This is a genomic window from Nocardia sp. NBC_00881, assembly GCF_045207455.1.
Taxonomy (GTDB): domain Bacteria; phylum Actinomycetota; class Actinomycetes; order Mycobacteriales; family Mycobacteriaceae; genus Nocardia.
On sequence record NZ_CP108798.1, the window covers coordinates 1,414,908 to 1,440,678 of the forward strand.

At 66.0% G+C, this 25,771-nt stretch carries 25 protein-coding genes and 1 pseudogene; 17 read left to right on the top strand and 9 right to left on the bottom strand.

From position 1 onward, the window contains the following. Positions 1-3 precede the first annotated feature (3 nt). From OH799_RS05780 to OH799_RS05790, 3 genes are all read right to left on the bottom strand, one after another. Positions 4-972, bottom strand: coding sequence for an amidohydrolase family protein (locus tag OH799_RS05780; protein ID WP_406276473.1), 969 nt, complete (start codon positions 970-972; stop codon positions 4-6). A gap of 553 nt (positions 973-1,525) precedes the next feature. Continuing rightward, positions 1,526-2,269 (bottom strand): class I SAM-dependent methyltransferase, encoded by a 744-nt coding sequence (locus tag OH799_RS05785; RefSeq protein ID WP_406276475.1) that lies wholly within the window; start codon positions 2,267-2,269, stop codon positions 1,526-1,528. Positions 2,270-2,809: 540 nt separating this feature from the next. Further along, positions 2,810-3,469: a TetR/AcrR family transcriptional regulator gene (locus tag OH799_RS05790; RefSeq protein ID WP_406276477.1), complete on the bottom strand. Its 660-nt coding sequence runs from the start codon at positions 3,467-3,469 to the stop codon at positions 2,810-2,812. 155 nt (positions 3,470-3,624) lie between these two features. Here OH799_RS05790 and OH799_RS05795 point away from each other — a divergent pair, with 155 nt between their 5' ends. The 6 genes from OH799_RS05795 (at position 3,625) to OH799_RS05820 (ending at position 9,731) form a co-directional block, all read left to right on the top strand. Next, positions 3,625-4,431: a class I SAM-dependent methyltransferase gene (locus OH799_RS05795; protein WP_406276479.1), complete on the top strand. Its 807-nt coding sequence runs from the start codon at positions 3,625-3,627 to the stop codon at positions 4,429-4,431. Positions 4,432-4,915: 484 nt separating this feature from the next. After that, a complete protein-coding gene (locus OH799_RS05800) occupies positions 4,916-6,190 on the top strand; it encodes an MFS transporter (protein ID WP_406276481.1) in 1,275 nt (424 codons plus the stop codon). Between the two features lie 28 nt (positions 6,191-6,218). Continuing rightward, complete coding sequence (locus OH799_RS05805) at positions 6,219-7,043, top strand: ABC transporter ATP-binding protein (protein ID WP_406276483.1); 825 nt, start codon at positions 6,219-6,221, stop codon at positions 7,041-7,043. Further along, positions 7,040-8,119, top strand: coding sequence for a FecCD family ABC transporter permease (locus OH799_RS05810; protein WP_406276485.1), 1,080 nt, complete (start codon positions 7,040-7,042; stop codon positions 8,117-8,119). The genes OH799_RS05805 and OH799_RS05810 overlap by 4 nt, the downstream gene beginning before the upstream one ends. An 86-nt stretch (positions 8,120-8,205) precedes the next feature. Next, entirely contained in the window at positions 8,206-9,180 is a 975-nt protein-coding gene (locus OH799_RS05815) for an ABC transporter substrate-binding protein (protein WP_406276487.1), read from the top strand. After that, positions 9,177-9,731 (top strand): GNAT family N-acetyltransferase, encoded by a 555-nt coding sequence (locus OH799_RS05820; protein ID WP_406276489.1) that lies wholly within the window; start codon positions 9,177-9,179, stop codon positions 9,729-9,731. Before OH799_RS05815 ends, OH799_RS05820 begins: the two co-directional genes overlap by 4 nt. A 291-nt stretch (positions 9,732-10,022) precedes the next feature. Here the strand turns inward: OH799_RS05820 and OH799_RS05825 are convergent, their stop codons facing one another. Further along, a complete protein-coding gene (locus OH799_RS05825) occupies positions 10,023-10,154 on the bottom strand; it encodes an NUDIX domain-containing protein (protein WP_406276491.1) in 132 nt (43 codons plus the stop codon). Between the two features lie 6 nt (positions 10,155-10,160). On the opposite strand from OH799_RS05825, the gene OH799_RS05830 reads away from it, so the two are divergent. Further along, positions 10,161-10,283, top strand: a complete 123-nt coding sequence (locus OH799_RS05830) for a hypothetical protein (protein WP_406276493.1) — start codon at positions 10,161-10,163, stop codon at positions 10,281-10,283. A gap of 851 nt (positions 10,284-11,134) precedes the next feature. Continuing rightward, complete coding sequence (locus OH799_RS05835) at positions 11,135-11,647, top strand: hypothetical protein (RefSeq protein ID WP_406276495.1); 513 nt, start codon at positions 11,135-11,137, stop codon at positions 11,645-11,647. Positions 11,648-11,837: 190 nt separating this feature from the next. Here OH799_RS05835 and OH799_RS05840 read toward each other — a convergent pair whose 3' ends face one another. Next, a complete protein-coding gene (locus tag OH799_RS05840; protein ID WP_406276497.1) occupies positions 11,838-12,647 on the bottom strand; it encodes a DJ-1/PfpI family protein in 810 nt (269 codons plus the stop codon). Positions 12,648-12,946: 299 nt separating this feature from the next. Here OH799_RS05840 and OH799_RS05845 point away from each other — a divergent pair, with 299 nt between their 5' ends. The 5 genes from OH799_RS05845 (at position 12,947) to OH799_RS05865 (ending at position 18,716) form a co-directional block, all read left to right on the top strand. After that, the gene (locus OH799_RS05845; RefSeq protein WP_406276498.1) at positions 12,947-13,123 is read left to right on the top strand and encodes a hypothetical protein; all 177 of its coding nucleotides are present in this window, start codon (positions 12,947-12,949) and stop codon (positions 13,121-13,123) included. Positions 13,124-13,162: 39 nt separating this feature from the next. Then, complete coding sequence (locus tag OH799_RS05850; RefSeq protein WP_406276500.1) at positions 13,163-13,915, top strand: cupin domain-containing protein; 753 nt, start codon at positions 13,163-13,165, stop codon at positions 13,913-13,915. A 358-nt stretch (positions 13,916-14,273) separates the two neighbouring features. Then, entirely contained in the window at positions 14,274-15,488 is a 1,215-nt protein-coding gene (locus tag OH799_RS05855; protein WP_406276502.1) for a tyrosine-type recombinase/integrase, read from the top strand. Then, positions 15,485-18,163 (top strand): tyrosine-type recombinase/integrase, encoded by a 2,679-nt coding sequence (locus OH799_RS05860; protein WP_406276504.1) that lies wholly within the window; start codon positions 15,485-15,487, stop codon positions 18,161-18,163. Before OH799_RS05855 ends, OH799_RS05860 begins: the two co-directional genes overlap by 4 nt. Continuing rightward, complete coding sequence (locus OH799_RS05865; RefSeq protein WP_406276506.1) at positions 18,150-18,716, top strand: hypothetical protein; 567 nt, start codon at positions 18,150-18,152, stop codon at positions 18,714-18,716. The genes OH799_RS05860 and OH799_RS05865 overlap by 14 nt, the downstream gene beginning before the upstream one ends. A 62-nt stretch (positions 18,717-18,778) precedes the next feature. Here the strand turns inward: OH799_RS05865 and OH799_RS05870 are convergent, their stop codons facing one another. Further along, the gene (locus OH799_RS05870; RefSeq protein ID WP_406282957.1) at positions 18,779-18,955 is read right to left on the bottom strand and encodes a hypothetical protein; all 177 of its coding nucleotides are present in this window, start codon (positions 18,953-18,955) and stop codon (positions 18,779-18,781) included. Here OH799_RS05870 and OH799_RS05875 point away from each other — a divergent pair. Then, on the top strand, positions 18,939-19,217 hold the full coding sequence (locus tag OH799_RS05875; RefSeq protein ID WP_406282960.1) for an SOS response-associated peptidase family protein: 279 nt from the start codon (positions 18,939-18,941) through the stop codon (positions 19,215-19,217). The two genes, OH799_RS05870 and OH799_RS05875, sit on opposite strands and share 17 nt — an antisense overlap. 217 nt (positions 19,218-19,434) lie before the next feature. On the opposite strand, the gene OH799_RS05880 is transcribed toward OH799_RS05875, so the two are convergent. Further along, entirely contained in the window at positions 19,435-19,662 is a 228-nt protein-coding gene (locus tag OH799_RS05880) for an AMP-binding enzyme (protein ID WP_406276507.1), read from the bottom strand. 177 nt (positions 19,663-19,839) lie between these two features. Here OH799_RS05880 and OH799_RS05885 point away from each other — a divergent pair. Both OH799_RS05885 and OH799_RS05890 read left to right on the top strand, forming a co-directional pair. Next, positions 19,840-20,830 (top strand): annotated as a pseudogene (locus OH799_RS05885) (CocE/NonD family hydrolase). Between the two features lie 28 nt (positions 20,831-20,858). Next, the gene (locus OH799_RS05890; protein WP_406276509.1) at positions 20,859-22,535 is read left to right on the top strand and encodes an AMP-binding protein; all 1,677 of its coding nucleotides are present in this window, start codon (positions 20,859-20,861) and stop codon (positions 22,533-22,535) included. A gap of 39 nt (positions 22,536-22,574) precedes the next feature. Here the strand turns inward: OH799_RS05890 and OH799_RS05895 are convergent, their stop codons facing one another. Together OH799_RS05895 and OH799_RS05900 are read right to left on the bottom strand one after the other, a co-directional pair. Continuing rightward, positions 22,575-24,101 carry an MFS transporter gene (locus OH799_RS05895; protein WP_406276511.1) on the bottom strand — a complete coding sequence of 509 codons (1,527 nt, stop codon included), beginning with the start codon at positions 24,099-24,101 and terminating at the stop codon, positions 22,575-22,577. Between the two features lie 10 nt (positions 24,102-24,111). Next, positions 24,112-24,978: an alpha/beta fold hydrolase gene (locus tag OH799_RS05900; protein ID WP_406276513.1), complete on the bottom strand. Its 867-nt coding sequence runs from the start codon at positions 24,976-24,978 to the stop codon at positions 24,112-24,114. Positions 24,979-25,047: 69 nt separating this feature from the next. Here OH799_RS05900 and OH799_RS05905 point away from each other — a divergent pair, with 69 nt between their 5' ends. Next, positions 25,048-25,767 (top strand): winged helix-turn-helix transcriptional regulator, encoded by a 720-nt coding sequence (locus OH799_RS05905; RefSeq protein ID WP_406276515.1) that lies wholly within the window; start codon positions 25,048-25,050, stop codon positions 25,765-25,767. Positions 25,768-25,771: the final 4 nt, after the last annotated feature.

Sequence of the window (25,771 nt, forward strand, 5' to 3'; positions counted from 1 at the left end):
CGGTTAAAACCCCAGCAGGCGTTCGGCGTTGCCGTGCGCGATGCGCTCGCTGTCGGAGCGGCTGACGGGCAGCCGATCCAGGAAAGACCGCGCGTTCTCCATCGAGCCATACGGATGATCAGTCGCAAACAGGATACGGTCGGCACCGACCTGCAGGAGCAGGTTGAGGAACGTGGGTGTCCAGTTGAACGCTGCGAAGGTGTAGTGCAGATTGTCCGAGAAGTAGGCGCCGAGAGGACGTTCCAGCTTCACGACGTGGGACATGATCTGCTCGAATCTCGGCATCATGAAGGAGAGCCCTTCGCCCATGTGACCGACCACGAACTGCAATCCGGGATAGCGGTCGAAGGCCCCACTGAGCACGATGCGAAGCACATGGGTCGCGGTCTCGATATGCCAACCCCACGCACTGGTCGCGAGGATATCGGCGACCTCGCCCGGGTAGTTTCCGACATAGGATGCCTTGATCACCTGCCGTGGCGGTGGTGTCGGGTGCAGATAGATCGGCACACCCAACGCTTCGGCCCGTTCCAGGATCGGCCAGAAGAACTCGTCGTCCAGATATCGGCCCTGAGTGTGACCGTTGATCAACACGCCCTTGAACCCGTGTTCGCGCACCACACGTTCCAACTCCTCGGCGGCCTTGTCCGGTGCGGCGGTCGCCACGGTGGCGAACGCGGCGAATCGATCGGGATGCCGATCAACAGCCGCGGCCAGATGGTCGTTGGTGTCCCTGGCCAACAGAACGGCATCGTGCGGTGGCATCTGCTCGACACCGGGTGCGGTCAACGACAACACCTGCACGTCTATCCCGGCCTGATCCATCGCCGCGATCCGGCCCTCACCGAGATCGCCCAACATGTCGATGATCCTGCCGCCCCCGGCCGCCCGCGCTTGCTCGGCCATCGCATGCCCTGGGCCGGACAGGAACGCCGGGGTCGCGAAATGCTCCTCGAGCGCGATAGTGCGCATCACGTCCTCCAATCTGACAGTCGACCTTCATTTGAAGGCATACTGTCACATTGTCCTCGGTTCACACCAGAGGTCCGTCGGAACGCCGAACTCGGTGGACCGAAGCAGACCAGTCCAGTCGCAGCGCGGATCCCTGGTGCAGCCACGCATCCACGGCGGATGCGTCTGGAACAGCCGGCACAGAAGCCGCAGTGGTCAGGCTCGCCACCGAGCTACCGGCGGATCGGGCAGCTCGCGGGTTGCGAAGGCCGTCTGTGCTGTTTGTGCTCCCCGGAGCGGTGAACCGCCAGACGATTACAGGTTGAGCGGCAGGGGCTCGTGCGGGGCCGCAGCGCTACCTCGATCATCGGGAGCGCGTTACGCAGATGACCCACATTCGTTGTGCCGCAATCATGCGCGTGCCGATGAGGTCATCATCGATCGACATGGCCCGCTGGCCGGACTCATCGCCTCGGGTGGACACCCCGAACGTAGGTTGGGCGGCCCGTAGGCGCCTGGGACTTTTCCGCCGATCCACTCCTGCAATCCGAGTCGGCTGCTTGGTCGCGCCTGCTCAGCTGGTTGTGGGCGATCGGGTCACCATGTAAAGGAACTGATCGGGGGCGGTTTCGGTGATCGTCAACCCGCGCGGACGTAGCTCCTCGCTGATCTGCTCGGCGGTCACCACGACCCACCGGTCCCGTGCCGTGAACTCCGCAACGGTGGCACCAGCCTCCATGACCCGGTAGCTCATCTCCCAGTCCACCGCGTCCGGTCCACTCGGCTCTGCCGTGGCGCTGCCGGTATAGCGACGGCGCCCGATCCTGGCCTCCGCCATCGGCGTACTCGGAACATGCTGTGGGACCGTGGGCGGGTACAAAGTCAGCATCGCTCGCCCTGTCGGGGCGAGCCGCGCAGCGAGCAAGTCCCACACCGCGAGACGTTCCGCGGCAGAGAAGTGCCCGAGTACGTTCATCAGTAGTATCGCGCTGAGCTGCTCAGGCAGCGACGCTCCGGCCAGATCGTTGTCCAGCACGCTCACCCGCTGCCGCAAATCCGGATCGGCCCCCACGACCGCGAGTAGCGCAGTACGTAGCGCCGGGTCCGGCTCTATGGCCAGGACCTCGGCCTCTGGCAGCGTCGCCGCCACCACCCGCACCCCCTCCCCGGTACCAGCCCCAACATCGACCACCGGGCCCGAATCGGTATCCAGGCGATCCAGTGCCGCACCGAGCGCCGGGCCCAACTCACGCCATGTCTCCGGCAGCAACACAGCCACGAGTTCGGCGGTGCGCGCGTAGAACTCCGAGGCAGTCACTTCTCCACTACTACAGATGAAAACGAGTTTCATCAAGGGCGTAGTGAAATTTGCAGCCGACCACACGGACCGCCGGATGATTACGCCGATGGCATCGATTCCGTGTACAGGATCGAGCGCATGCCCCTCACTCGGATATCCCGAACGTGCCGCTCCGGCAGGCTGGTATCCCGGTCTTCATGATCGGTGGCGCCAGCGGTGATCTATGGGTGAAGCCGGCCGCTCCGACGAAGGGGTGACGGTTTGCCGTCGGAGTTGAGGCGCATGCGTCCGTCGGTGGACGCGGCGCAGCCGCCGACGCTGGTGGATCGGGCGTGATATGGATGACGATGAGTGCGCCGGTGGAGCACACGTCGCAGCTCGGTGACCGCTCGGTCAGCGAGTCGTTGACGCCGGCGACGTCGTTGCGCGACCACCCCGGCCGCTCTGACGCTGTTGCCAGTCAGATCGGCGGTTTCAATGGATCGGCGGTTTCAATGAAATGAAGCGCGAGGCGCGATCCACTCGTGATCGCCCTGCTCGACGTTGCGGAATGCTCGTTCAGTGCTCCGTGGCAGCGACTTGCCGTAGGCGGGTTTCGAGTCCGTCGAGGGTTCGTTCGAGGGCGTAGGTGTAGAGGATGCGGCGGGCCTGGTCGCGCGACTCGCCGTCGTCGGCATATTGCGCGACCATCTGTCGCAGGTGTGCGGTGCCCGGTCCGGCGGAGGGAGTGCTGTCGAGCATTCGGGCCAGGCTCGCCATGCTGGAGTCGGTGTCGCCTCGGACGTACCGTTCGCCGGTGGCGATCAGTCCGATGCAGGTGTTGAAGGCCATGGCGTAGGCAAGGGCGGCCTCATCGCCGAAGCCGGCCTCGAGCAGGCGGGATACGCCGGCGTCGACGACAGGCATCAGTACTTCGAGCTGAGGGCCGTTGCGCAGGAACCACGCCGCCACGCCGGGGTACTGCCGGAGGTGATCGTTCATGGGTGCCAGCACACCGTAGAGCCAACGCCGCCAATCGGGTTCGTCCAGTGGCACCTCGATCATCGTCCAGACCCGCTCGGCCACCGCCGCGGTCACTCGGTCGCGATCGCCGAGGTGGTGGTAGATCACCGACAGTGAGGTATCGAGGTGGGCGGCGAGGTCGCGCAGGCTCCAGCCGTCGAGCCCGTTGGTGCGGGTCAAATCGACTGCCGCGGTGACGATTGCGTCGCGCGTCATACCAGTCCGATACTCACGCCTAACTCTGGACATAAGGCAACCCTAACTGTAGCCTCGGAAATTAGAACATTGATCTAATCTACTGGAGTGAGGTAGCGGTGTGAGTGCAACCGAGCCGCGAAGATCCGAGCCCGAACCGAGCATGGAGTGTTCCTATGTCGAATGAGGTCGAGCTGACCGGCATTCCCGAGACGATGCTGTGGACGCTGCACAACCGCGCCGCCGAAGCCACGCGAAGCGGCGGGATACTGCACGATCCCGATTGCGTCCGGATCTACGACTCGATCGCCTACGACTACCAGTACAACTTCGGTAAGCCGGACGGAACCCATGCCCAACGCGCCCGAATCTTCGACGACGCTGTGTGTGGCTGGCTCGCCGAGAATCCCTCTGGGACGGTCGTGGAACTCGGGGCGGGCCTGGAGACCCAGTTCCAGCGCTGCGACAACGGGGCCGTCAAGTGGGTGTGCGTCGATGTCGAAGAGTCGATTGCGGTGCGGGAACGTTTCCTGCCCGCTGGACCGCGATGCCGCCATATCGCCTGCAGCGCATTAGATCTGGCGTGGCTCGACCACATCTCGCCCGGACCGGTCTTCATCACCGCGCAGGGTCTGTTCATGTACTTCGACGAGCCTGATGTGCGCACACTTGTCACCGCGATCGTGGGCCGGCTTCCCGGTGTGCAGCTGATGTTCGACGCGATTCCGCCGTGGTTCTCCCGCAAGACGATGAAAGGGTTCGCCAAGACCAGGAACTATACGGCCCCGCCGATGCCGTGGGGGGTCAAACGCGACGGCCTCTCGGCGCTCCTGTGTGGCTGGAGTCCGCGCATCAAGTACGTCGAGGTGGGTAACTTCGGGCCGCCGCGCGGTCCGCTCGCGGTGCTGCTGCCGGTCTTCGAGCGCACACCGGTGTTGCGCAACATCCCGCCGGTCATCGCCCGGGTGCTCACCGCGGCGTGAGTCGCCGGGTCTACTACGGAACGGGCTGAGATTCCACTAAGCAGTTGGCTTGCCAGTGTTATACAAGGACATCCAGCGGGTGCCGATGAGCCGTCCCTGCCGTCGCTTCAGCCGGGGTTGGCCGATCTCGTGCCGGGCCGGGCGAGCGTGGTGGTCACCGGCGGCCTCGATACCGCCACGGCTGTCGAGAACGGCGACCGGATCGCGTCTCCAGCTGCCGGGATATGCACGTCTTGATGCCGTCGAGTCAGCGTCGTGGATGTGCTTGTCCAAAGCTAACAGCAAACGGTTATCGTTATCTGTTTGGAGTGGGAGGTTTGCTGTGGGAAGTCCGTTTCACCGGAGTTGTGCCGGACACCGTGATCATTGACTTCGGGCCGTTGTTCCGGATGTGCAATCGGTGCGCGGCCGCGGCCGCTGCCTCCACCGTTCGATCGGGTTCTCGGCCTGCCTCGGCCAGTTCGACTCCGCGCGAGGCCGGTTGATGAACCGTGTCGGTTTCTTCGGGAGCTTTCCACTGTCCGTGCGGCTCCTGCTGATGAACCATCTGCTCGGCAATATCGGTTTCTACATGCTGGTTCCGTTCCTGGCCGATTACCTGCTCACCGATCTGGCCCTTTCGGCGACCGTGGTTGGGGTGGTACTCGGCGTCCGTAGCCTCAGTCAGCAGGGTTTGTTCCTAGTGGGTGGATCGGCCTCCGACCGGCTCGGCGCACGCGGTGTGATCATCATCGGAGCCGGGATACGGTCGGTCGGGTTCGTGTCGTTCGCCGTCGGCGGTTCGCTGCCGGTGGTACTGCTCGGCTCCGTGCTTACCGGGTTCGCCGGTGCGCTGTTCAACCCGGCTGTCCGCGCGTATATCGCCCGGGACAGCGGGAACCGGTCCGCGCACGCGTTCGCCGTGTTCAACGTGATGGGGAACATCGGCTCCGCGGTGGGTCCGCTGGTCGGCGCGCTACTGATAGGCGCCGGTTTCCGGCTCACCGCGGTCGCCGCGGCCGCCGTGTTCGCGACGCTGACCCTCGCCCAACTGTTGCTGCTGCCCGCGCCGCCCGTAACCGCCCGCGACACCGCGCTGAGCGCTGATCTCGTCCGTGTGTTCACCGACGTCCGTTTCTGGGGTTTCGCTTCCGCCCTGATGGGGATGTTCGCGCTACAGAGCCAGATATATTTCCTCTTCACCCTGCAGATACAGCAACTGGCCGGTCAGGCGGCCGTGGCCGCGCTGTTCCTCGTGGAAACGGCGGCCGTGGTGGCCTGTCAGGTGCCTGTCACCCGGGCACTGAGTAGGCGCCGGGACCGTGGTCCGGCGATGGCGGCCGGAATGGCGCTGTTGGGTGGGGCATTCCTGGTGCCCCCACTGGGCGCGATGCTCACAGACTCCAGGCCACTTGCGCTCACGGTGTGTCTCCTACCAGTACTGGCGGCAGCCGTCGTGCTCGCGGTCGGGGTGGCGATGGTGCAGCCCTTCGTCAGCGAGGCCATCCCGCGATTCACCGGCACCGCCCTCACTGGTACGTACTTCGGTGCTTTCTATCTGGCCTCCGGAATCTTCACGGTGGCCACCACCTCGGGGCTGGGCGCACTGATCGACCGGTCCGGCGGACCCTCCGCGTGGCCACCTGCCCTCTGCTGCACGGGAATAGGCGTCGTCTCGGCATGCGGGATCCTCGCCCTCCGTCGGCGTGGTTTCCTGTCGGCCGTCGAAACCTCACCGCCTCCGGAACAGTTCACGACGAAAGGCGATACCCAGCGATGAATCTCCCCGTAGCCGCGGCGGTCGCCCGATGATCAGCGCCGCAGGCATCCTCTTCTCCTACGGGGGCAACCTCGTGCTCGACGACGTCGATCTGGTCGCGGAACAGGGCAGCACCGTGGGGCTCATCGGCCCGAACGGCTCAGGCAAATCGACCCTGCTCCGCATGATCTACCGGGCGCTGCGCCCGCATTCGGGCGTGGTCGCCATCGACGATGTTCCGGTCGAGTCAATACGTGGCCGGTCCCTCGCCGCGCGGCTCGCGGTGGTCGCCCAGGAGACACCTTCGGAAACTCCGGCCACTGTCACCGACACTGTCCTCCTCGGCCGCGCACCGTGGGCTCGTCCGATGCAGGGCTATTCGCGTCGCGACCGCATCATCGCGGCGACAGCACTCGAGCGAGTCGGTGCCAGGCACCTCGCCGACCGGCCTATGACTCATCTGTCCGGTGGTGAACGCCAGCGGGTACTCATCGCCCGCGCGCTCGCACAGCATGCCGACCACCTGCTACTGGACGAGCCCACCAACCACCTGGACATCGGATATCAGCACGAACTACTCGGGCTCATCCGTCAGTTGAAGGACACCACGACCCTCGTCGTGTTGCACGATCTGAATCTCGCGGCGCGCTACTGCGACGCACTGGTCCTCCTGCACCGCGGTCGGGTGGTAGCCGCGGGCCCGGTCGACGAGGTACTGACTCCGGAAATCATCGAACCGGTCTACGGCGTTCGCGTGCAGCGCTGCATCGCATTCGGCGAAACCCAACTCCTGTTCGGGCCCCGCGAATCGCAATCCGGCCGGGTGGAACCACTCGAGCGAAATTCGGCCCACGGAGAGGCGGCCACCCGATGAGCGCAACACTGCCGGTGGAGGAATCCGTCGACGACCTCGACTACGCGCGGGAGCGCGCCCGACTGCTGATGTGGCTCAGCGGCCTCGGCGCCGGACTGGCGCTTGTGCTCCTCGTGGCCACCGGCCTCGGTCCCGTATCAGTGCCACCGCTCACTGTCGCCCGGATCATCGGCCACCACACCATCGGTATGCCAGCGACCGCGGAGTGGACTGCTGCTCAGGATTCGATCGTCTGGCTGATACGGGTGCCTCGCGTACTGCTCGGTGCGTTGGCCGGCGCCGCCCTAGCGGTGGCGGGAGCGGTCCTGCAGACGCTGGTCCGCAATGTCCTCGCCGATCCCCATATCCTCGGAGTCACCTCCGGAGCCTCCACTGGAGCAGCGGTATCTCTGCTGTTCGGCGTATCCATCGCCTCTGGAGCGCTCGCCGCCAGCGCGTTCGCAGGTGCCGTGGTCGCGACCGCGCTCCTGTTCGCCATCGCCCGCCTCAACGGGCAGATGACCTCGCTGCGGCTACTCCTGGGCGGCGTCACCATCGGCTATCTATTCTCCGCCGCGACCAGCTTCCTCATCTTCGCCTCCGACGACCAAGAGGGGGCGCGAACTGTGCTCTTCTGGCTGCTCGGTTCTCTCGGATCGGCAGCTTGGTCCTCGGTGGTGACGACGACCGCGGTCACCGCCGCGGCGATCACCGCCCTGGTCCTGCTGGCCACCCGGCTGGACATGCTCGCCGCCGGCGACGACACGGCGCGTGCGCTCGGCCTTTCCCCGGCCCGGCTGCGGATGATCGTCCTGGGCATCGTCGCGTTGGCGGTAGGTGGGGTCGTCGCCATGGCGGGAGCGATCGGATTCGTGGGCCTCATCGTGCCGCACGTCGCGAGGCTGTGCGTCGGCGCCCGGCATCGCCGTCTGCTTCCTATTTCGGCCCTGCTGGGCGCACTGTTCCTGGTCCTGGCCGATGTGGTAGCTCGCCTTGCCTTCGCTCCGCGTGAGCTGCCGCTGGGCATCGTCACCGCAGTGGCCGGCGCGCCCCTGCTGCTCATGCTGGTTCGCCGGTCCCAACAGTCACCGCACTGATCTTTGACACGAAAAAGCGAATTTCCCCCTCCCGCGGCGGAGCGCGCAGCGCCCTGAAAGCTTCGCTCGAAAGGAAACCTGACAACATGGCCACCCGTCTGACCCGCGGCGCGCGGCATATTGTGCCAGCCGTCGCGTTACTCACCGCCGCCCTGCTCGCCGGCTGCGGCAGTCCGCGCAAGGTCGCAAGCTCGACCGCAGAAGGATTACTGATGACCATCTCCAGTTGCGGCCGCGACGTTACCTTCGACGTACCGCCGCAGCGAGTGGTCACCGTCGGCTCGGTCGCCGCCCCGCTGGTCGCCGCCGCCGGCGCCGCGGACCGCATCGTCACCCGAACCTTCGAATCCGCCCCATTACCCGGCGAATACGCCGACGAACTCGCAGGCATCGAGACCACCTCGCGCACCGGGGAACTCGCGCGCGAGGAGATCATCAACCGCGCCCCTGACCTCGTCGTCAGCTTCGAAGGTGCGGCGGTTACCGCCGACGACCTCGCCCAGGTAAACATCCCCCTGCTGGTCACCCGGGGTTACTGCCGCGACGCAGCAGGCGGTTTCGACGACATATTCTCCGATATCGAACTCTACGGCCAGCTCTTCGGGACCAGCGCGGCGGCGAACGCCGAGGTCACATCACTGCGTCAGCGCGTCGCCGCGGTGGGCGACCGCAACAAGGCTCGCGCCCCTGTGCGCGCCGCCGCGCTGATCATCTCCCGCGACGGAGCCAAGATCAGTGCCTATGGCCGCACCAGCACCGTGGCGGCCCAGATGCGAATACTCGGCCTGGACAACGTTTTCGGCGACAGTGACCTCCGCTACTCGGAAATCAATACCGAGGCCCTCATCGACCGGGATCCGAACATCCTCATCCTGCTCACCCAGGGTGAGCAGACGCCCGAATCCGTCCGGCAGGCGTTACGTGACCGGCCCCAACTGGCGGTGCTGCGAGCCATCCGAGACAACCGCATGATCGGCCTTCCGTTCGGGTACACCGGCCCGGGACCGGTCGCCGTGGAGGGGGTCGAAGTCCTCGACCATGAACTGGGAGCACTGCGATGACCGTACCCACCACCACCGATTACAGACTTCGCCTGGCCGACGCGAGCGATGTCGACGGCGCCCGCAGCGTCATGCTCGACACCTTCTACCAGGTGTTCGGCATAGGCTACCGGCCCGAACACCACGCCGATGTGATCGACCCGGAGTCCACGTACCTGCGCCACCCCCGCAACCGGCTCTGGGTCGTCGAACACGAGGGCCGGATCGTCGCCACCACAGCGATCCGCGCCCAGGGCCCGCGCCACCCGCCGCACCCGCGGTGGCTCGCCGAGCGATACCCCGACCCACGCACAGCTCAGTTGTTCCGCGTCTATGTACGGCCCGAGCACCACCGGCGTGGACTCGCCAGCCGACTTGTCCTCGCGGCGATCGAATTCGTCACCGAATCCCCGGATTTCGACCGCCTTTACCTGCACACCGACGCCAGGACGCCAGGAGCCCTCGAATTCTGGCTTACCCACGGCCATATCGTCCACGACGCGCGGCACAGCGGGCCCGGATTTCAGACGGTCCACTTGGAGATCCCGCTCCGCGACCGTGCAACAACGTGAACGCGGTGCCGCCCTTTCCGCGGGCGGCAAGTAGCCGCATGAGAAGGTCGGCCTGTGCGAGGTCGAGGGTGATGCCGATCGGGAGCGGGACCAAGATGTGGCGGCCGCCGTTTGTCGATCGGTCAGTGATCGCGCATCCTCCGGCGTCCCGCAGCCTGCCCAGACAGCGTTGTAGGGCCCGCTCGACGGTGGCGTGGCCGTGGCCGGCGCTGTCGAAGTCCAGGGCCAGCAGGCGGGTTCGGCCGCGCTGGTAGATCGGCACTGCGGCGGGCCGGTCGGGCAGTTTGCGAGTCAGCGACGGCCTGGCCCCAGCGCGGCCGGGTCGAGCCGGACGCCCAGCTCCTCGGCGATCTCCCGGACCGCGCTGGCGGTAGGGGTCTCCCCGAGGTCGACGTGCCCGAATCGGCTATACCTCCGGAGCACTGTTCCTTGAAGGCCCCCAAGTACATTGCCTCGACCACGCTCACCGCGCCGCGTTGGGAGAACACGACAGTGCTCCGCGGTGACCTCGCGGCGGCCATCAGTGAGCTGAAGGCCAAGCCCGGGGGGTGAGCTGCATGTGCACGGCAGTGGTTGCGGCGGCCGTAGAGACGCGGCCTGTTGTCGACCGGCCGCGACTCGCGCGGTACTGCTCGGCGGGCTGTTGGCCGGCGCTGTCGGTGCCGGTCTACGACTACGTCCTCGATCCGAGCGCGCTTTCCGTTCGGAATCTGGAGCGACAGGAGCGTCAGCGTGCCCGTGCGCGTTCTGGCCCCGCCGCAATAAGCATTGCGGCGGGACCTTACGGCCACCTCTGTCTAATTGGTGGCCGTAGTCGCACCGCGCCGGCTCAGAACGAACCTCCGGCGGATCCGCTGCGCCACCCACGGCCCCAACCGTTGCCCCGGCCGCCGCGGTGAATGGGATCGCCGTAGCTGTCGACTGTTTCGGTCTGATCGGTAGATGTCTCAATTTGGTCGGCGGGCTCGAGCACCACCGGAGCAGCGAGCGCGGGCGCTACCAGGACTGTAGTCGGCGTTAGTGCGAGCGCGGCCGAAACGGCGCCGCGTATCAGAACACGGCGGGTTCGTCCGTGGTCATGGTGCATATTCAGGATCATGGGTACTTCCTCACTCGATTTCATAGCGTCAGTCATTGACCGCGCAAGCGTCCGTTCGGGATTCGTGCCCGTGGTGTACGAACAACTTTCACCGTAGCGCTTATCGCGGACCACCGGGAGCAAGAGTCGAGCACCGCGGGCGACGCCAGATGTGGTGGCCCCGCGAGCCGGCCGCCGAAGAAGATCGCTTCCCCTCCCGCCCTTCGGCGTTCAGCCAGTCCGATCCCATTTCCGGCGAATCCGTGGCGCCAAGCCGCTCGACGCGTCCCACGATGTCGTCCTCCAGGTAGGGCACCACCTTGACGTGTTTGTGGAAAGACCCGGCTCGGGCGCTGAGCAGCTGGCCGCCGAGCCATGTGCCGTTGCGACCCTCGTGCGCTTCCACCGCATCGGCACCAAACGCATACACCACCCCGACGTCGGTAACCTCGAATTCGTCTACCAGGTACTGGAATTCCCGGATGCCTGCTGCTGGGCACTGTACGGGCTCACCGCCGAACCGGGATCACCCACCGAGGAACGAATCCGACTGCTCGGCACCCCTCGCAGCGGTGCGCAGATCGCGCCCAGGACCTGCCTGCCCGCCGCCCGCGCATCAGTGCTCGTCGGCAGAGAGTCGTTCGGCCGCGGCAAGGTTGGGTTGCCCACCGAGCCACAAACGGGCGGAGCCACCGTAGAGCTGTTGTTTGGCCATCGGGAAGGCCATCATGCCACCCGGATCGTCGGGGCGATGATTGCCAGACGGGTTTGTGCGGCGCGTAGCAGAGCATCGTCGGCGCCTTGGGCGCAGGCGGGCGCGGGCCGGTCATCCCAGTAGGCGATCAGGGCCTGTGTGCCGCGGATCCTCCCGCCGTATCCCGTTGTGACCAGCCAGTTCCGCAGCCATGAAGACAGTGCGGCGTGGGTTTCAGCCGCCGCGAAGTTGCCCAAGTCGAACGATGCGCTCGACAGCGCAGCGGCGGTGTAATACAGCTCGCGGCGCCCTCGAACCGGAAGAAGTGGATTCCTCAACGCGTGGCGCGCAATGTGTCCTTCACCCCGGTGCGGAAGTCTGTGAACATTTCCTCCACCATGGTTTTCGTCGCTTGCCGGGCAGTGTTGGGAGAGCCTGCGTCGAACGGTGGCTGCGGTGCGTATTCGGCCATCAGTTGCACCGTTTCCGCGTAGCGCTGGTTGCGCAGCAGCGAGAGGATGACGTAACCGAGGTCCAATCCAGCGCTCACGCCGGCGCCCGTGACCCGATTGCGGTCAACGACGACCCGCGAATCGGTCGGTATCGCGCCTGCTTCGGCGAGTAGATCGCGTGCGGCCCAGTGTGATGTGGCCCGGTAACCGTGCAACAGTCCCGCCGCGCTCAGCAGCAGCGAACCGGTGCAGACACTGGTGACCCATCTCGCTGTTCCGCCGCGATCCGCAACGAACTGAACCACGCTGTCGTCGCGCATGGCGGCCAGCGTTCCGTTCGTTCCACCGGGCACGAACAGCACATCGACATCACGAGGGCATTGATCGAGGGTTGCAGTCGGCGTCAGGGTCACTCCTGTGTCGGTGACTATCGGGTCCATGGTGACCGCGACCTGGTGCAGGGTGGCGCCTGACAGGCATGCGAACGCATACTGGGGACCGATGAAGTCCAGTGCCGTGCATTGAGGGTAAAGCAGCATCGCAATCTGCTCATTTCCGTCGAGCAGAGGTTCGTCGACCGACTGGATGTGTGCTGAGGTATCGCCCGGCGGTTCGGTCTGCCCACGCAGCCACGGCACCCCGGCCAAAGCCGCGGTAGCACCCATCAGGAAATCGCGGCGACCGGCAAACATCTCTACCTTCCCGTAACAGTCGTCTCTCAGTATTGCGGTACAACAGATTTCACCGTACCCACGTAGACACCTTGCTACTACGGCACGTAGGAGATTTGTGGTGATGCTCCGCGCTAGATCCGTCGCGGACTCGGCGCGGGCAGGGGTTTCACCGCTCCTCCGCGCCAGGCCACTCCACGGGAGTAGCCTCGCCGCGGCCGATTTGGCCGCGGCTGCGTCGATGGTTCTTCACTGGCAGTGCAATCTACCGGCGTCCCAGTACACGGTTTCCAGAACATGTTCGGCGTGACCGGCGGCGGGTGCGCGGGCGCGCGCTCTTGGGCTTCACCAGGCACGAGCGGGCGGCCACGGCGGCGGCGATCGTCGCCGCGTTACAGGGCGGGTACGTCCTGGCCCGGGCCGCCGACAGCGCAACGCCTTTCGAGCAGGCGGTCGAGGGAATCCTCGCGTTGCTCACCGCCCACACCATCCACTGAGTTTCGAGAACCGCACGACATCAAGGAAATACGACAAGCATGCGCATATCCCACCCTCCTCACACTGCCGTATCCGCTTCATCCGCGTTCATCACCGGTGACGCGTGCGTCGCAGAACTCGCCGTCCCCGACGGCCCGTCACGGACGCAGGTCGACAGCGTCCGGTTCGCCCCTGGTGCCCGCACGCGCTGGCACCGTCACCCGGTCGGGCAGGTGCTCGTGGTGACCGACAGCGCGGGGCTCGTGCAACGCCGCGGGGGATCGGTCGAGACCATCCGCACCGGCGACACCGTGCGGATCGAGGCCGACGAATGGCATTGGCACGGAGCGACTCCCGGCAACTCGATGACGCATCTGGCCATCGAGGAACTTCCGGTGGACAGGAGTACGGCGGAGTTCGCGCAGGCTGTGACGGACGCCGAATACCACGCTGTGGACGGAGACCGGGCTGGCCCAGCCCCGCCGCTGAGCCGTGTGATCGTGATGGACCAGCAACTGCCGCAGCCGCTGGCCACCCAGCGTGTCGAGATCCGGCGGATCACCATCGCACCCGGATACGCCGCAGGGCTGCACATCCACAACGGGCCGGTCTTCGGCAATATCGAGACGGGGTCGGTCATCTATCAGATCGAAGGACAACCGGAAACCGCGCTCAAACCCCGCGACGTGTTCTACGAACCCGAGGGCATACGCATCGCACGCTTCGATGCACAGGAGGACGGCGTCACCTTCCTCGGGTACTTCCTGCTCGGCGACGGCGTGAACGCCGAGCTTGTCCTCCCCGACGCCTGATTCCCCTCTGCCGGCTGCTCATCACTCTCAACCGCCTATCGACTCAAAGGGGATGAGCGGACGCCCTGTCGAGATGACCACGGACAGTTGATTTCCGGCGTCTGCTGTGGCCGTCTCGAACGCTCTTATACGCCTACTCGAGGTCGAGGTCGAGGTCGAGGTCAGAAGAGGGTGTCGCGGACGCGGAGCGGCCGGTACCCGGTCGGCCCGAGGTGTGCGAGTTCGGCGTCGAGGTCGACCTTAGTGCCCACGTAATCGGTGTCCGCAATATTCGTACCCATCCGTGAATCATCCTGTGGCGAACAGGTATTGATGTTTACGTTCGCCACTCACATGGCCACACCGGCGGCGGCCGGGCGTGGATGATGACCGATTCGTTGTCCGGAAGGTTCGCCATCGCGACGGGCGGCTGTCGCACTGGATCTTCACCCCGGCCGGGGAGGTGCACCGGCCTGCGCTGGCAGTACTGACCCGGTACGGGACTGCGACGCAGGAGACCTACGCCTACAGCCTGGTCGATCACCTCAACTGGCTGCACGTGAACAACCGCGGCCCTGACTCGGTCACCTTCGATGACCTGCGCCGCTACATGAGCGGCGTCACCGGCCAGGCCGACGGCGTCTATGGCCTGGCCTGGCGACGGCCGGACCAGAAGCCGCTCGGCACGTCGGCCGCGGGCAACGTCGCGACGGTGGTGAAGGCGTTCTACCTGTCGCTGCAGGTGACCGGCGAGGTCCGGCCGGATCTGGTGGAGGCTCTGACATCCGGTCGCAGCTTCACCCAGCACGGGCGGTCGAAGCGGTCGATCGAGTCGAATCCGCTTGCGCCGCGCAAAGGTTCGCGACGGCCGCGGTTCCTGCCGGACGAGATCGTGGAGGCACTGTTCGAGCCCGGGGTCCTCACGACCGCCCGGGACGTCATGATCGTCACCTGGCTGCACGACGGTGGCCTGCGCGTCGGCGGCCTCTGCGGTCTGCGGTTCTGCGACCTGCACCTGACTCGGCACCATCCCTGTGGGCAGCGCGCCGACCCGCACGTTCACGTGGTCGGCCGCGACGACAACCCCAACGGGGCGCGGGCCAAGTCCTACGTCTCGGCCAGCCCGACCAGGGACGGCTACACCGTCGACGGCGTCATCCGCGCGGTCAGCGACGACATGATCAGCACTTTCTACGCCTATCTCCTGGACGAGTTCCATCCGATCCAGCACCTGGTCGACCACGAGCAGATCCTGGTCCATCTGGGCGGCGCCACCGCCGGCGCGGCGCTGCACACCGGCGGCGTCCGCAAGGTGCTGGGCAGAGCCTGCGACCGCGCTGGCTTGGACGTCCGGGTTCTCCCACATTCATTCCGTCACAAGGCTGCCGCCGGTCTCTATGCCGAGTCCGATTTCAACGCCGAGCTGGTGGCCCAAGAGTTCGGATGGTCCAGCCCAGCCATGGTGACTGACGTCTACGGCAAGTCCGCCAACCGGCACGCGATGAAGTTCCTGCAGCAGGCATGGGAGGCAACCGCCCGCCCACCGGCCGAGCATTACCTGACACCGGGCGTGACAAGCGGAGCGGAGGAATGACGACGGCTGTGACGGCCAGCGAAGTGCGGCCGGTGCCGGTTCCTGTCACGTCGAGCGACTATCTGAAGCTGGGCCCTGAAGAGCGTTACCAGCTCGCTAGTCAATGTTTCCCGGCTTGGCTGCTGGCAGAACCGATCGAATTTCCGCCTTTTCATTCCACCTTCGGCTGGGTCTGCCGGGTCAGCGAGTGCGAGGGCACGTTGCGCGCAACCGACACGATTCCGTTGTGCGCCACACATGCACGAGGCTATCTCCAGGTCAGGAAGACCACACAGCTCGAGGACTACATTGCCACCACGAAACCCATCCAGGCTCCGATGTTCGGCTGGGCATTGGTCCGCGGACCGCTCTGCAAAGTCGACCGCTGCCCCCGGGAGATCGAGCGCAGAAGTTACTGCTCCGCACACAACTCAAGTCTGTCTCGAGCGAAGGCCCAGGGCATCAACGAGCAGGATTGGCTGCCGCGGCAGGAACCGCGTCCGCCGTTCGAAACGTGCTCGGTTGATCGTTGCGTCCACGACGGACGACTCTCGGTAACTCTCGACCGGGAGTGTCGCCAGGTTTGCCGCGGGCACGCACAGCGCATCAACCGGTGGCTGAAATCATTTGGTGCACAATCGGGTAGCACCTCCTGGAAGGATCTGTGCGAAGCCCCGCAGCTCCTCGCGTCGGTCTTGTTGCCGAGCTGCCGTGGTCGGCTGTCGCTGGCCAACCTGCCGGCAGGTCTGCAACAGGAGATCCGTTATGCGTTGCACCGGTACGCGAATACCGCCCGGCGGTCGCAGTTGCGCCCCTTCGGGCTTCAAGCCGTCGTTGACGGGCTGGCAGAAGCGGGGGTGCAGTCACTCAACGATCCGGCAGTCGCCGATTTGGCCGCCCAGCGCAGCAGGCAACCATGGGAGCGGCGAATTTGGATGCATCTTCCCATCGCCGCTCGCAGCCTCATGGTCTCGGCCGACGCCGCCAAAGACGCCGGGTGGTTCGACCCTATGATCGTCGGCGCCGCGCCTTTCCCCGGAACACAGGGACACGAACACCGCCGCAAGCCTTGGGATCTCACCGCCGTGACGCAACGATGGCTCCGCGACCTCCTCTGGGACCATCTGCACGACGAGGCACTGAAACCGCAAGGGAAACGTCCCTCGTCGTCGACGATTAGCCCGCGGATCGCCGGCATAGCACTGTTGTCGCGGATCCTGCATCAGAACCGCGGCGACCACGGGAACGTCCCCGAGGCGATCGGCAAGGCCGACGCCGACGCGCTCAAACACACCTGGGATCTGTGGTATCAGGAGAAGACCCCGCTCCCGGTCGTGTCCTCCCACAACGAGCCCCGCACGCTGACGGAAACGACTCGGACGATGTTCATGATCGCCATCCGGCAAGTCCTGCGGCACGGCCGTGCACAGGGCCGGACTGCCGCCGAGCTGGACCCGTTCATCCTCAGCTTGCCGGAATACCCGAATCCCTCGAAGAAACCGCGGCCGCGGCCGCTTAGTTACGGCGACTTCCAGCAACTGGTCGACCCGGACAACCTACGCGCGCTCGACGCCATCGACGACGACCACCTCGGCCTCTCCGACGTCTGGCTCGCACAGGCGTTTCAGGGCGGCAGGATCAGCGAGACACTCAAGCTCCGGCTCGGCTGCATCGGACTCGTCGGCGCCGCCCAGCCCTACATCTGGCGCGACATCACCAAAGCCGGCGTCGTCGACTACGGAATGCCATGCTACCTACCGGTTTACGAGCGCCTGCTCCGCCGCCAGGAGATCACCCGAGCCAAGCTTCGGATCCGCTACCGCGATGAACTCGATCGGCTCGACGACCGCGGCCAAGCCCGGCTGGAAGCATCCTGGGACCGGGCGATGCCGTTGTTCCCACGGGTCACCCTGAATCCCGACCTGACACTGGAAGTTTCCCAGTCCCGATTCCGCGAGGTCTGGACAAGCTGGTTCGAAAGCCTGGGGCTCAGCTCGATCACCACACACCAGACCCGGGCGACGCTGGCCACCTCGCTCCTGAACAACGGCGCACCACCCGCCCTTGTCCGCCAACTGCTCGGGCACTTCTCCGAAGAAGCGCTGGCCCATTACGCGAACTACAGCAACAACACGATGACCCGGCATCTCCAGCAGGTCTGGACTGCAGGCCCCGGAATGAACAAGCCCGGCACCATCCTGCTGCGCCCCACCGACCTCAAGGCCGACAACCCCGCCGCCGCAGCGGCACGGATCGACCTGGCGGTGGTGCCAGTCGAGCATGGTCTGTGCCGTTACGGTCCGGTCGTCGGCGGCGCGACCTGCCCCTACGGCAAGAACTGCAGCGATGGCCCGAAAGGTGCCTGCGAGCATTTCGTGCTCACCGGCGCCGACCTGGCCTACTGGGAACGCAAACGCGACGCCGCAATCCACTTCGCCGAGGGCGCACCCACCGACGAAGCGCGAGACTACATCCTCCGCCAATGGGAGCCTTGGGAACCCGTGCTGACCGGCCTGCGCGACGCATTGGACGAACTCGGCCTACTCGAAACCGCCGAAAATCTCGACCTCCGCACCCCGGTCCACGACTACTTCGACCCGCTGTTCTCCACCGGATGGCAAGTGAACCAACTGAATACGAGCAGCCAACCCGGCAACGACGGCATCCAGGAGGCCAAACCCGTTGACAGCCAATAAACGTCGTCGCCCGGCCGAGGCAATCGCGCAACGCTCCCGCACCAGCGCTGACTGTGAGAAGCGTGTTCGCCGGGCCCTGACCAAACTCACCAAGACCGGCGCGCCGTTCACCATCGAGAACGTCTGCGACCTCGCCGGCGTCGGCCGGACATTCATCTACGACAAACGCCGCCCCGAACTCACCAAAGCCGTCCTGACAGCCCGTGACGCCTCCCAAGCTGCCACCGCCAAACGCGCTGAACAGGCCGTCGATGCCGAGACCGCATCCTGGCGCGAACGCGCCCTGAACGCCGAAGCGATCATCCGCTCACTGCGCACCGCGCTCAAGGACCGCGACGCCCGCATCAGCGACCTGACCGGACAGCTCTACGACCCTGACGGAAACCACCTGACTGACGAAAACGCCAAACTGCGAACCCTTCTCACCACACTCAACGCGAACCTGACCAAGACAACGAGCGAGAACCGCACCCTCCGCCGATCACTCGACGCCTCCCGCGCCAACGTCAAACGCGAACGCGAACGCAACGTCACCCAGCTCTTCTGCCAGTGACACGCCGAGCGAACCGATGTCGCGGACACGTTCTCGACTGTCTCACCAGCGAGAATGATCTATCACTTGGCGTGTCGTCCGCTAAGGTCGACCTCGATCGCGCCGAAGAAGTTGATGTTCTCGCTGCCGGTGCGTTTGTTCAGCTCGATCAGCAGTGACACGTTCGGCGCGAACGGCAGCATCTCGGTCAGCTCGGCCTCGAGCGCCGTCGCTTCGGACGGGATGTCCTCCGCCGTCAACGGCGAGATCACCAGGTCACCCGCCTTCCTCGTCGAGGCGGACCGGGCCGGACAGGTCGATGCTGTCGAGCGTGAGCTCCCGGCGTTCGGCGAAGGCGCGACCGACCGCGACGAACTCCCGCCATCCCGGAACATCGCCCCGAGCCAGCAAGCCCGAAATGTGCTCGAACGCAGCGACCCCGACGCCGAACCGGTGCGGCAGCTGCGCATCCTGATCTGGGACCTCGTGCCGTCGTGGGCCAAGGAACTCGAGCTCGGCTGATCAAAGCCCGCAGCGAAACGTCGCCGCCGGCCGGTCAGAGCAGGCCTTGCCCGCGGGCGTTCGCGATGAACCTCCGAGCCGACGGCGAGCAGGACCAGGGCTCGCCGCAGCGCCTCGCCACGGTCCAGCGCCGCGAGCAGGTCCGCGTACTGCTTCCCGAGATCGATGAGGGGGTGCGCCCGCACTCCCTCATCAAACACGCCCTCACCGGCATTTGTCACGACGGGAACTGCTTGATCAGCTCATGGCGCATGATCTTGCCGGAGGGCTTCTTCGGGAGGTCGTCGGCGAACCGCACCAGCCGCGGTCGCTTGTGAGCGGCCAGTGAACGGCCAGCGAAGGAGATGAGCTCCTCCTCGGTCGCACTTGTGCCGGCCAGGACCACGCAGGCGCACGTGAACTCGCCCCGGACCGGACGCGAGCGGGGGCGATCCACGTCGTTCACCGTTACCTCCTCGTCGTTCCAGCTCACGACACCGCACCGGCGTTCGCGCCGGTACACCCGTTCGGGTGTACTGCGGGGTGTAGCCGGTCTGTCAGGATCCGGTCACTCGCATCGGCGCGAGGAACGAGGAGGCTCCCAGTGCTTGACGTGACGATCGAACACGACGTGTCGGCCACCATGCGCGACGGTGTCGTGCTGCGGGCCGACGTCTACCGGCCCACCACCGGCGGGCCGTGGCCCGTGCTGCTGACCAGGCTGCCCTACGGCAAGAACACGCCGATGTTCGCCGCCATGCTGGGTTCGGTCGGGATCGCGCGGCGCGGTTTCCTCGTCGTCGTCCAGGACACGCGGGGCCGCTTCGCCTCGGACGGCGAGTGGGAGCCGTGGACGTTCGAGATGGAGGACGGCTACGACACGGTCCGCTGGGCCGCCGCGCTTCCGGGTTCGAACGGGTCGGTCGGGATGTTCGGGGGCAGCTATTTGGGCAATACTCAGTGGATGGCCGCGCTCGCCAAGCCGCCGGAGCTGAATGCGATCTCGCCGAGGATCACCTGGTCGGAACCGGACGACGGGCTCTTCGCCCGCGCCATCGACACCGACCTGTTCCTCCGCGCGGATGACCGGCTCGCCTTCGACGCCCCAGGAGCCGGGGAAAGAACCGGCGCCTTCACCTACGACCCCACCGACCCGGTGCCGACCACCGGCGGCGCCTTGCTGATGTCGAACGAGTTCCCGCCCGGCCCCTTGGACCAAGCCCGGGTCGAAGCACGGCCCGACGTCCTCGTCTACACCAGCGACCCACTCGCCAAGGACCTCGAGATCACCGGCCGCATCCAGGCCTACCTCACCGCGGCGACCGACGACCGACTGGGTTGTCCGCCTCTGCGACGTCGACACAGAAGGCCTCTCACGCAACATCGTCGACGGCATCGTGCGCGCGGTGGCGACGCCGGGCGAGTTCACCGAACAGGTCATCGACCTGTGGTCGACCAGTTACGTGTTCCGCGCCGGTCACCGCATCCGGGTGCACGTCACATCCAGCAACTTCCCGTGCTGGGACCGGAACCTGAACACGGGCGAGCCCATCGAGCAAGGAACGCGCTCGCGCCCGGCCCGGCAGGAAATCGCCACGACGCGACCAAGCCCTCCCGCATCGTGCTCCCCGTGATCCCGGCTCCCACGAAGGGTTAGCAAGCGTGAATGGCAACCACCAGACCCCTGCAGCGCCGGTGAGGTCGTCCTACACCTCCGGCACCTCTGATGTGCCGTTGCTCGGAGACACCATCGGCGACAACTTCGACCGCACGGTCGCCGCGCACCCGGACCGGGAGGCCCTGGTGGAGGTCCCGACCGGCCGGCGGTGGACCTACGCACAGCTGCGTGAGGACGTCCACATCCTCGCTCTGGGACTGTTGGAAACCGGCGTCGCCAAGGGCGACCGGGTCGGTATATGGGCTCCGAACATGGCCGAGTGGACGCTGCTGCAATACGCGACGGCGAAGATCGGCGCCATCCTGGTCAACATCAATCCGAGCTACCGAACGCATGAGCTCGAATACGTGCTGAAGCAGGCCGGGATCTCGGTACTGGTGTCGGCGCGGGAGTTCAAGACGTCGAACTATGCCGGGATGATCGAAGAGGTCCGCGGGAACTGTTCTCAACTGCGCTCGGTGGTGCTGATCGGGACGGCCGAGTGGGACGGATTGCTGGAAGCTGGTCGACGCGGGGACGCCGCCCGGCTGGCGAAGGCGCAGGCCGCGCTGTCACCGGACGACCCGATCAACATCCAGTACACCTCGGGGACGACAGGCTTCCCCAAGGGGGCGACCCTGTCGCACCACAACATCCTCAACAACGGCTACTTCGTCGGTGCCACCTGCGGCTACACCCCGGAGGACCGGGTGTGCATACCGGTGCCGTTCTACCACTGCTTCGGCATGGTGATGGGCAACCTGGCCTGCACCTCTCACGGCTGCACGATGGTCATCCCGGCGCAGGGCTTCGACCCCGCGGCGACCCTCGAGGCGGTGCAGCGGGAGCGGTGCACCTCGCTGTACGGAGTGCCGACGATGTTCATCGCCGAGCTCAACCACCGGGACTTCGCGGCCTACGACCTGTCGAGCCTGCGCACCGGGATCATGGCCGGGTCGCCGTGCCCGGTCGAGGTGATGAGGCAGGTCGTGACCCGGATGGGTATGGAGCAGGTCACGATCTGCTACGGCATGACCGAGACCAGTCCCGTTTCGACCCAGACACGCGTGGACGACTGCCTCGAACTGCGCGTTTCGACCGTCGGGCGGGTACACCCGCACTTGGAGATCAAACTGGTCGACCCGATGACCGGCCTGACCGTGCCACGGGGGGAGGTGGGCGAAATGTGCACCCGCGGGTACTCGGTGATGCTGGGGTACTGGAACGACGCCGAGAAGACCGCCGAGGTGATCGACGCCACGCGGTGGATGCACACCGGCGACCTCGCGGTCATGGACGCCGACGGGTACGTCAACATCACCGGCCGGATCAAAGACATGGTCATCCGGGGCGGGGAGAACATCTATCCCCGCGAGATCGAGGAGTTCCTCTACACCCACCCCGACATCGTCGACGCCCAGGTCATCGGGGTGCCGGATGTCAAGTACGGCGAGGAGCTCTGCGCGTGGGTCAAGCTGCGCGACGGAGCCGGCGAGGTGACGACTGAGAGTCTCCGGGCCTTCGCCACCGGGAAACTCGCGCACTACAAGATCCCGCGCTACGTCCTGGTCGTCGACGAGTTCCCGATGACCGTCACCGGCAAGGTCCGCAAGGTCGAGATGCGGGAGAAGTCCGTTCACGTCCTCGACCTGGGCAAGGCCGCCGCGGTCAGGAACGCGTGACATGGACTTCGGCACAACTCCGCTGCGGGCGACGACGGCTCAGGCCGCGGTCACCGAGTCGGATTCGTCCGCCACGACGGCAACGACCGGCTGGAACCGTCGGCCGGGCAGCGCGACCAGGCCTGCACCGGCCGTGGCGTAGCACAGTGCGGCGACCACGACACAGGCCACCGTGAGCCCGGACATGAACGAGTCCTGCGCGGCCGAGAGCAGACCCCGATGGCCGGCTGCGATCCCGAACGCGACCGGCACGGAGTCGGCGGCTTCGGTGGCCTTTCCGGTCGCGGCGAAGGCACTCTCGAGGAGACGAGAACCGAAAATCGACGAGAACACCGAGCCGACCACCGCGACACCTAGCGTGGAGCCCAACTCGCGAGTGGCGTCGTTCACCGCCGAGCCGACACCGGCCCGCGACGGCGCAAGTACCAGCATGATCGACTCCGTTGCCGGGGTCGCGATCAGCCCCATCCCCAGGCCCATCAGCAGCATTTGCGGGACGATCGTCGTCCAGTAGGGGGTGTCGATCTCGACGCTGCCGGCGATCCACGCCATCGCGGTGCCGAACGAGATGAGCCCGGTGACCACGACTGTACGCGTGCCAAGGCGAGGAGCGAGCAGCCCGCCGACTACCGAGCCGATCGCGATCGTCAGAGCGACCGGGAGGATGCGGGCGCCGGTCGACAGCGGACCGAACTCGCGCACGACCTGGAAGTACTGGGTGATCAGGAAGATGAACCCCGACAGCGCGAAGAAGGTGACCGTGACCGCTGCACTGGCGGCGCTGAACCGTCGATCCGTGAACAGCCGGATGTCGAGCATCGGGTGCTCGGCTGCGCGTTCCACCGCGATGAATGCGACAGCCAGCCCCACAGCGATCGCGAATCCGATCAGAGTCCCGTTGCTGTTCCAGCCGCGCTCGGGTGCCTCGATCACCGTGTAGACAAGCGTTCCGAGGAACGCGATCGAGCTTGCCAGGCCGCGCATGTCGAGCGCGGGCACGGATAGGTCGCGTGACTCGGGCACCAGAAGGAACCCGAGAACCGCGGCCGCCAGCGCGAGCGGCACCAGTGCCCAGAACACGCTGCCCCAGTAGAAATGTTCGAGCAGCAGCCCGCCGCAGCCCGGCCCAGATGCGACGCCGACCCCGACCATCGCGCCCCACCCGCCGATTGCCGCCGCACGTTGGCGGCGGTCGCGGAAGGTGTTGGTGATGATCGACAGGGTCGTGGGGAAAATCAGCGCGGCGAACGCTCCCATGCCGAAGCGTGCCGCGATCAGCGTGCCGGTGCCCTCGGCCACGGCCCCCGCCGCACTGATCAACGCGAATCCGAGCAATCCGATCAACAGGGCCGGCCGTCGTCCGTAGCGGTCGGACAGGCTCCCGGCGGCCAGTACCAGCGTGGCGAACGCGAGGTTGTAGCCGTCGACGACCCACTGCAGGCCGCGCGTCTCTGCGCCGAGTTCGGTCGCGATGCTGGGCAGCGCGACATTGACGATCGTGATGTCGAGGTTGATGGCGAGCACCGCGACGTAGACCGCGATCAGGACTCCTGCCTTGCGACTCATGAGGAGTCCTTCATCGCCAGTCTCGGATCGCTGCCGCGAACCGGTGGGGTGCGTCGGACTGCACGAAGTGGCCGCCGCCTTCGACGATCACAGTCTGGTGGTCGGTGAAGAGCTGCTCCCATCGCCGTCGGTCCTTGTCCCCGAAAGCGACGTCGGCGTCGCCCCAGATGATGAGCGTCGGGAGTGATGCCAGGTTGGGAAGGTTCGCCTCGACATCGGTGAGAAGGGCGCGGCTGGCGGTGATGCTTCGCGGCAGTACGGCTGTCGCTTGGCGCCGATCGGAGGTGGCGAGCGCCTTCCGATAGTGGCCCATCTCCTCGGCGGTCGGCTTCCGCAGTCGGTGCCCGGCGGGGATCATCGCATTGACAAACAGATTGAGCCGCCTGATCAGCAGGCGCCCAACGAGGCCGCCCATCACATGAGAGGCGATGTGTGCCTTGGGATCACCGTTCATCGGCCAGCCCCAGGTGTTGGCCAGCACCAAACGCTCGAATGCGTCGGGCCGCTGTTCGACGGTGGCGAGGCCGATGGGGCCGCCCCAGTCGTGCGCCACGAGGGTGGCGCCGTTCAAAGCCAGGGCATCGATGAAGGCGGTGACGACCTGGATGTGTTCCTCGGGCAGATACCGGTAGCCCGGGCGGGCCGAGGACAGCCCGAAGCCGGGGTAATCGAGTGCGATGCAGCGGAACTCGTCTCGCAGGGCACCGATCACCTCGCGATACACGAACGACCATGTCGGATTGCCGTGCAGGAACAACAGCGTCGGCCCCGACCCTTCGTCGACGTAGTGGATCGTGTGCCCGTCAATGGCGACGAAACGGCTCTCGAACGGAAATAGCTCGTCGTCGACCCAAGCAGGCCTTTCCATGTCAGCCATGACTACACCTCCCTTTCAGCGATAGACTAGATGTTGTCAAGTGCACTTGAGAAAATCAAGTAGGTGGAAATGAGTCGAAGCTACGGTCAGTACTGCGGTCTCGCCCGGGCGCTCGATGTCGTGGGCGACCGGTGGAATCTGCTCATCGTCCGCCAGCTCCTCGTGGCGCCCGCCCGCTACCGGGAGCTGCTCGATGGGCTCCCGGGTGTGGCCACCAATCTGCTCGCCGACCGGCTCCGGGATCTCGAGAACGTCGGTGTCGTCGAGCGGCGGTTGGCCGAAGAGGGCAACGCCGTGACGTACGCACTCACGCCGTGGGGTGCCGAGTTGCGGGAGCCGATCGAGGGCCTCATCCGATGGTCCACGCCCCTGATGGTGCAGGGCCCCGCCGGGGACCGTTTCCGGCCCGAGTGGCTCGCAGTGGCCCTCCCGGCCCTGCTCGGCAGCAAGGTGGCTACTGAGCGATCATCCACGGTCGGGGTTACGGTCGACGGGCAGCAGTTTCTGTTGCGGGCAACCCGCTCTGGTCTAGAGGTCGGCCCGCACGATGGTCAAGATCTCGATGCCCTCGTGCGCGCGGACGCCGCGATTGTTCTCGGCCTGGCGGCAGGCATGCTCGACCTCGACGAAATCCGTGGGCTCATCGACATCGAAGGCGACGAGACGGCCCTGCGAGCCATCTTCAATGCCCGACAACCCGATGACGGGGCTCCGCCCGCCGATCACAACCCTAAGCCTGGATCCACCGACCCGGGTTTCAGGCTGGTCTGCGCGCCGCAGGTGCGCTGACCAG

What these genes read in the sequence shown, in the direction of transcription:
- OH799_RS05780 (WP_406276473.1), bottom strand. Translation starts at nt 972, where the DNA reads ATGCGCACTATCGCGCTCGAGGAGCATTTCGCGACCCCGGCGTTCCTG.
- OH799_RS05790 (WP_406276477.1), bottom strand. Translation starts at nt 3,469, where the DNA reads ATGACGCGCGACGCAATCGTCACCGCGGCAGTCGATTTGACCCGCACC.
- OH799_RS05795 (WP_406276479.1), top strand. Translation starts at nt 3,625, where the DNA reads ATGTCGAATGAGGTCGAGCTGACCGGCATTCCCGAGACGATGCTGTGG.
- OH799_RS05800 (WP_406276481.1), top strand. Translation starts at nt 4,916, where the DNA reads ATGAACCGTGTCGGTTTCTTCGGGAGCTTTCCACTGTCCGTGCGGCTC.
- OH799_RS05805 (WP_406276483.1), top strand. Translation starts at nt 6,219, where the DNA reads ATGATCAGCGCCGCAGGCATCCTCTTCTCCTACGGGGGCAACCTCGTG.
- OH799_RS05810 (WP_406276485.1), top strand. Translation starts at nt 7,040, where the DNA reads ATGAGCGCAACACTGCCGGTGGAGGAATCCGTCGACGACCTCGACTAC.
- OH799_RS05815 (WP_406276487.1), top strand. Translation starts at nt 8,206, where the DNA reads ATGGCCACCCGTCTGACCCGCGGCGCGCGGCATATTGTGCCAGCCGTC.
- OH799_RS05820 (WP_406276489.1), top strand. Translation starts at nt 9,177, where the DNA reads ATGACCGTACCCACCACCACCGATTACAGACTTCGCCTGGCCGACGCG.
- OH799_RS05840 (WP_406276497.1), bottom strand. Translation starts at nt 12,647, where the DNA reads ATGTTTGCCGGTCGCCGCGATTTCCTGATGGGTGCTACCGCGGCTTTG.
- OH799_RS05850 (WP_406276500.1), top strand. Translation starts at nt 13,163, where the DNA reads ATGCGCATATCCCACCCTCCTCACACTGCCGTATCCGCTTCATCCGCG.
- OH799_RS05860 (WP_406276504.1), top strand. Translation starts at nt 15,485, where the DNA reads ATGACGACGGCTGTGACGGCCAGCGAAGTGCGGCCGGTGCCGGTTCCT.
- OH799_RS05875 (WP_406282960.1), top strand. Translation starts at nt 18,939, where the DNA reads ATGTCCTCCGCCGTCAACGGCGAGATCACCAGGTCACCCGCCTTCCTC.
- OH799_RS05895 (WP_406276511.1), bottom strand. Translation starts at nt 24,101, where the DNA reads ATGAGTCGCAAGGCAGGAGTCCTGATCGCGGTCTACGTCGCGGTGCTC.
- OH799_RS05900 (WP_406276513.1), bottom strand. Translation starts at nt 24,978, where the DNA reads ATGGCTGACATGGAAAGGCCTGCTTGGGTCGACGACGAGCTATTTCCG.
- OH799_RS05905 (WP_406276515.1), top strand. Translation starts at nt 25,048, where the DNA reads ATGAGTCGAAGCTACGGTCAGTACTGCGGTCTCGCCCGGGCGCTCGAT.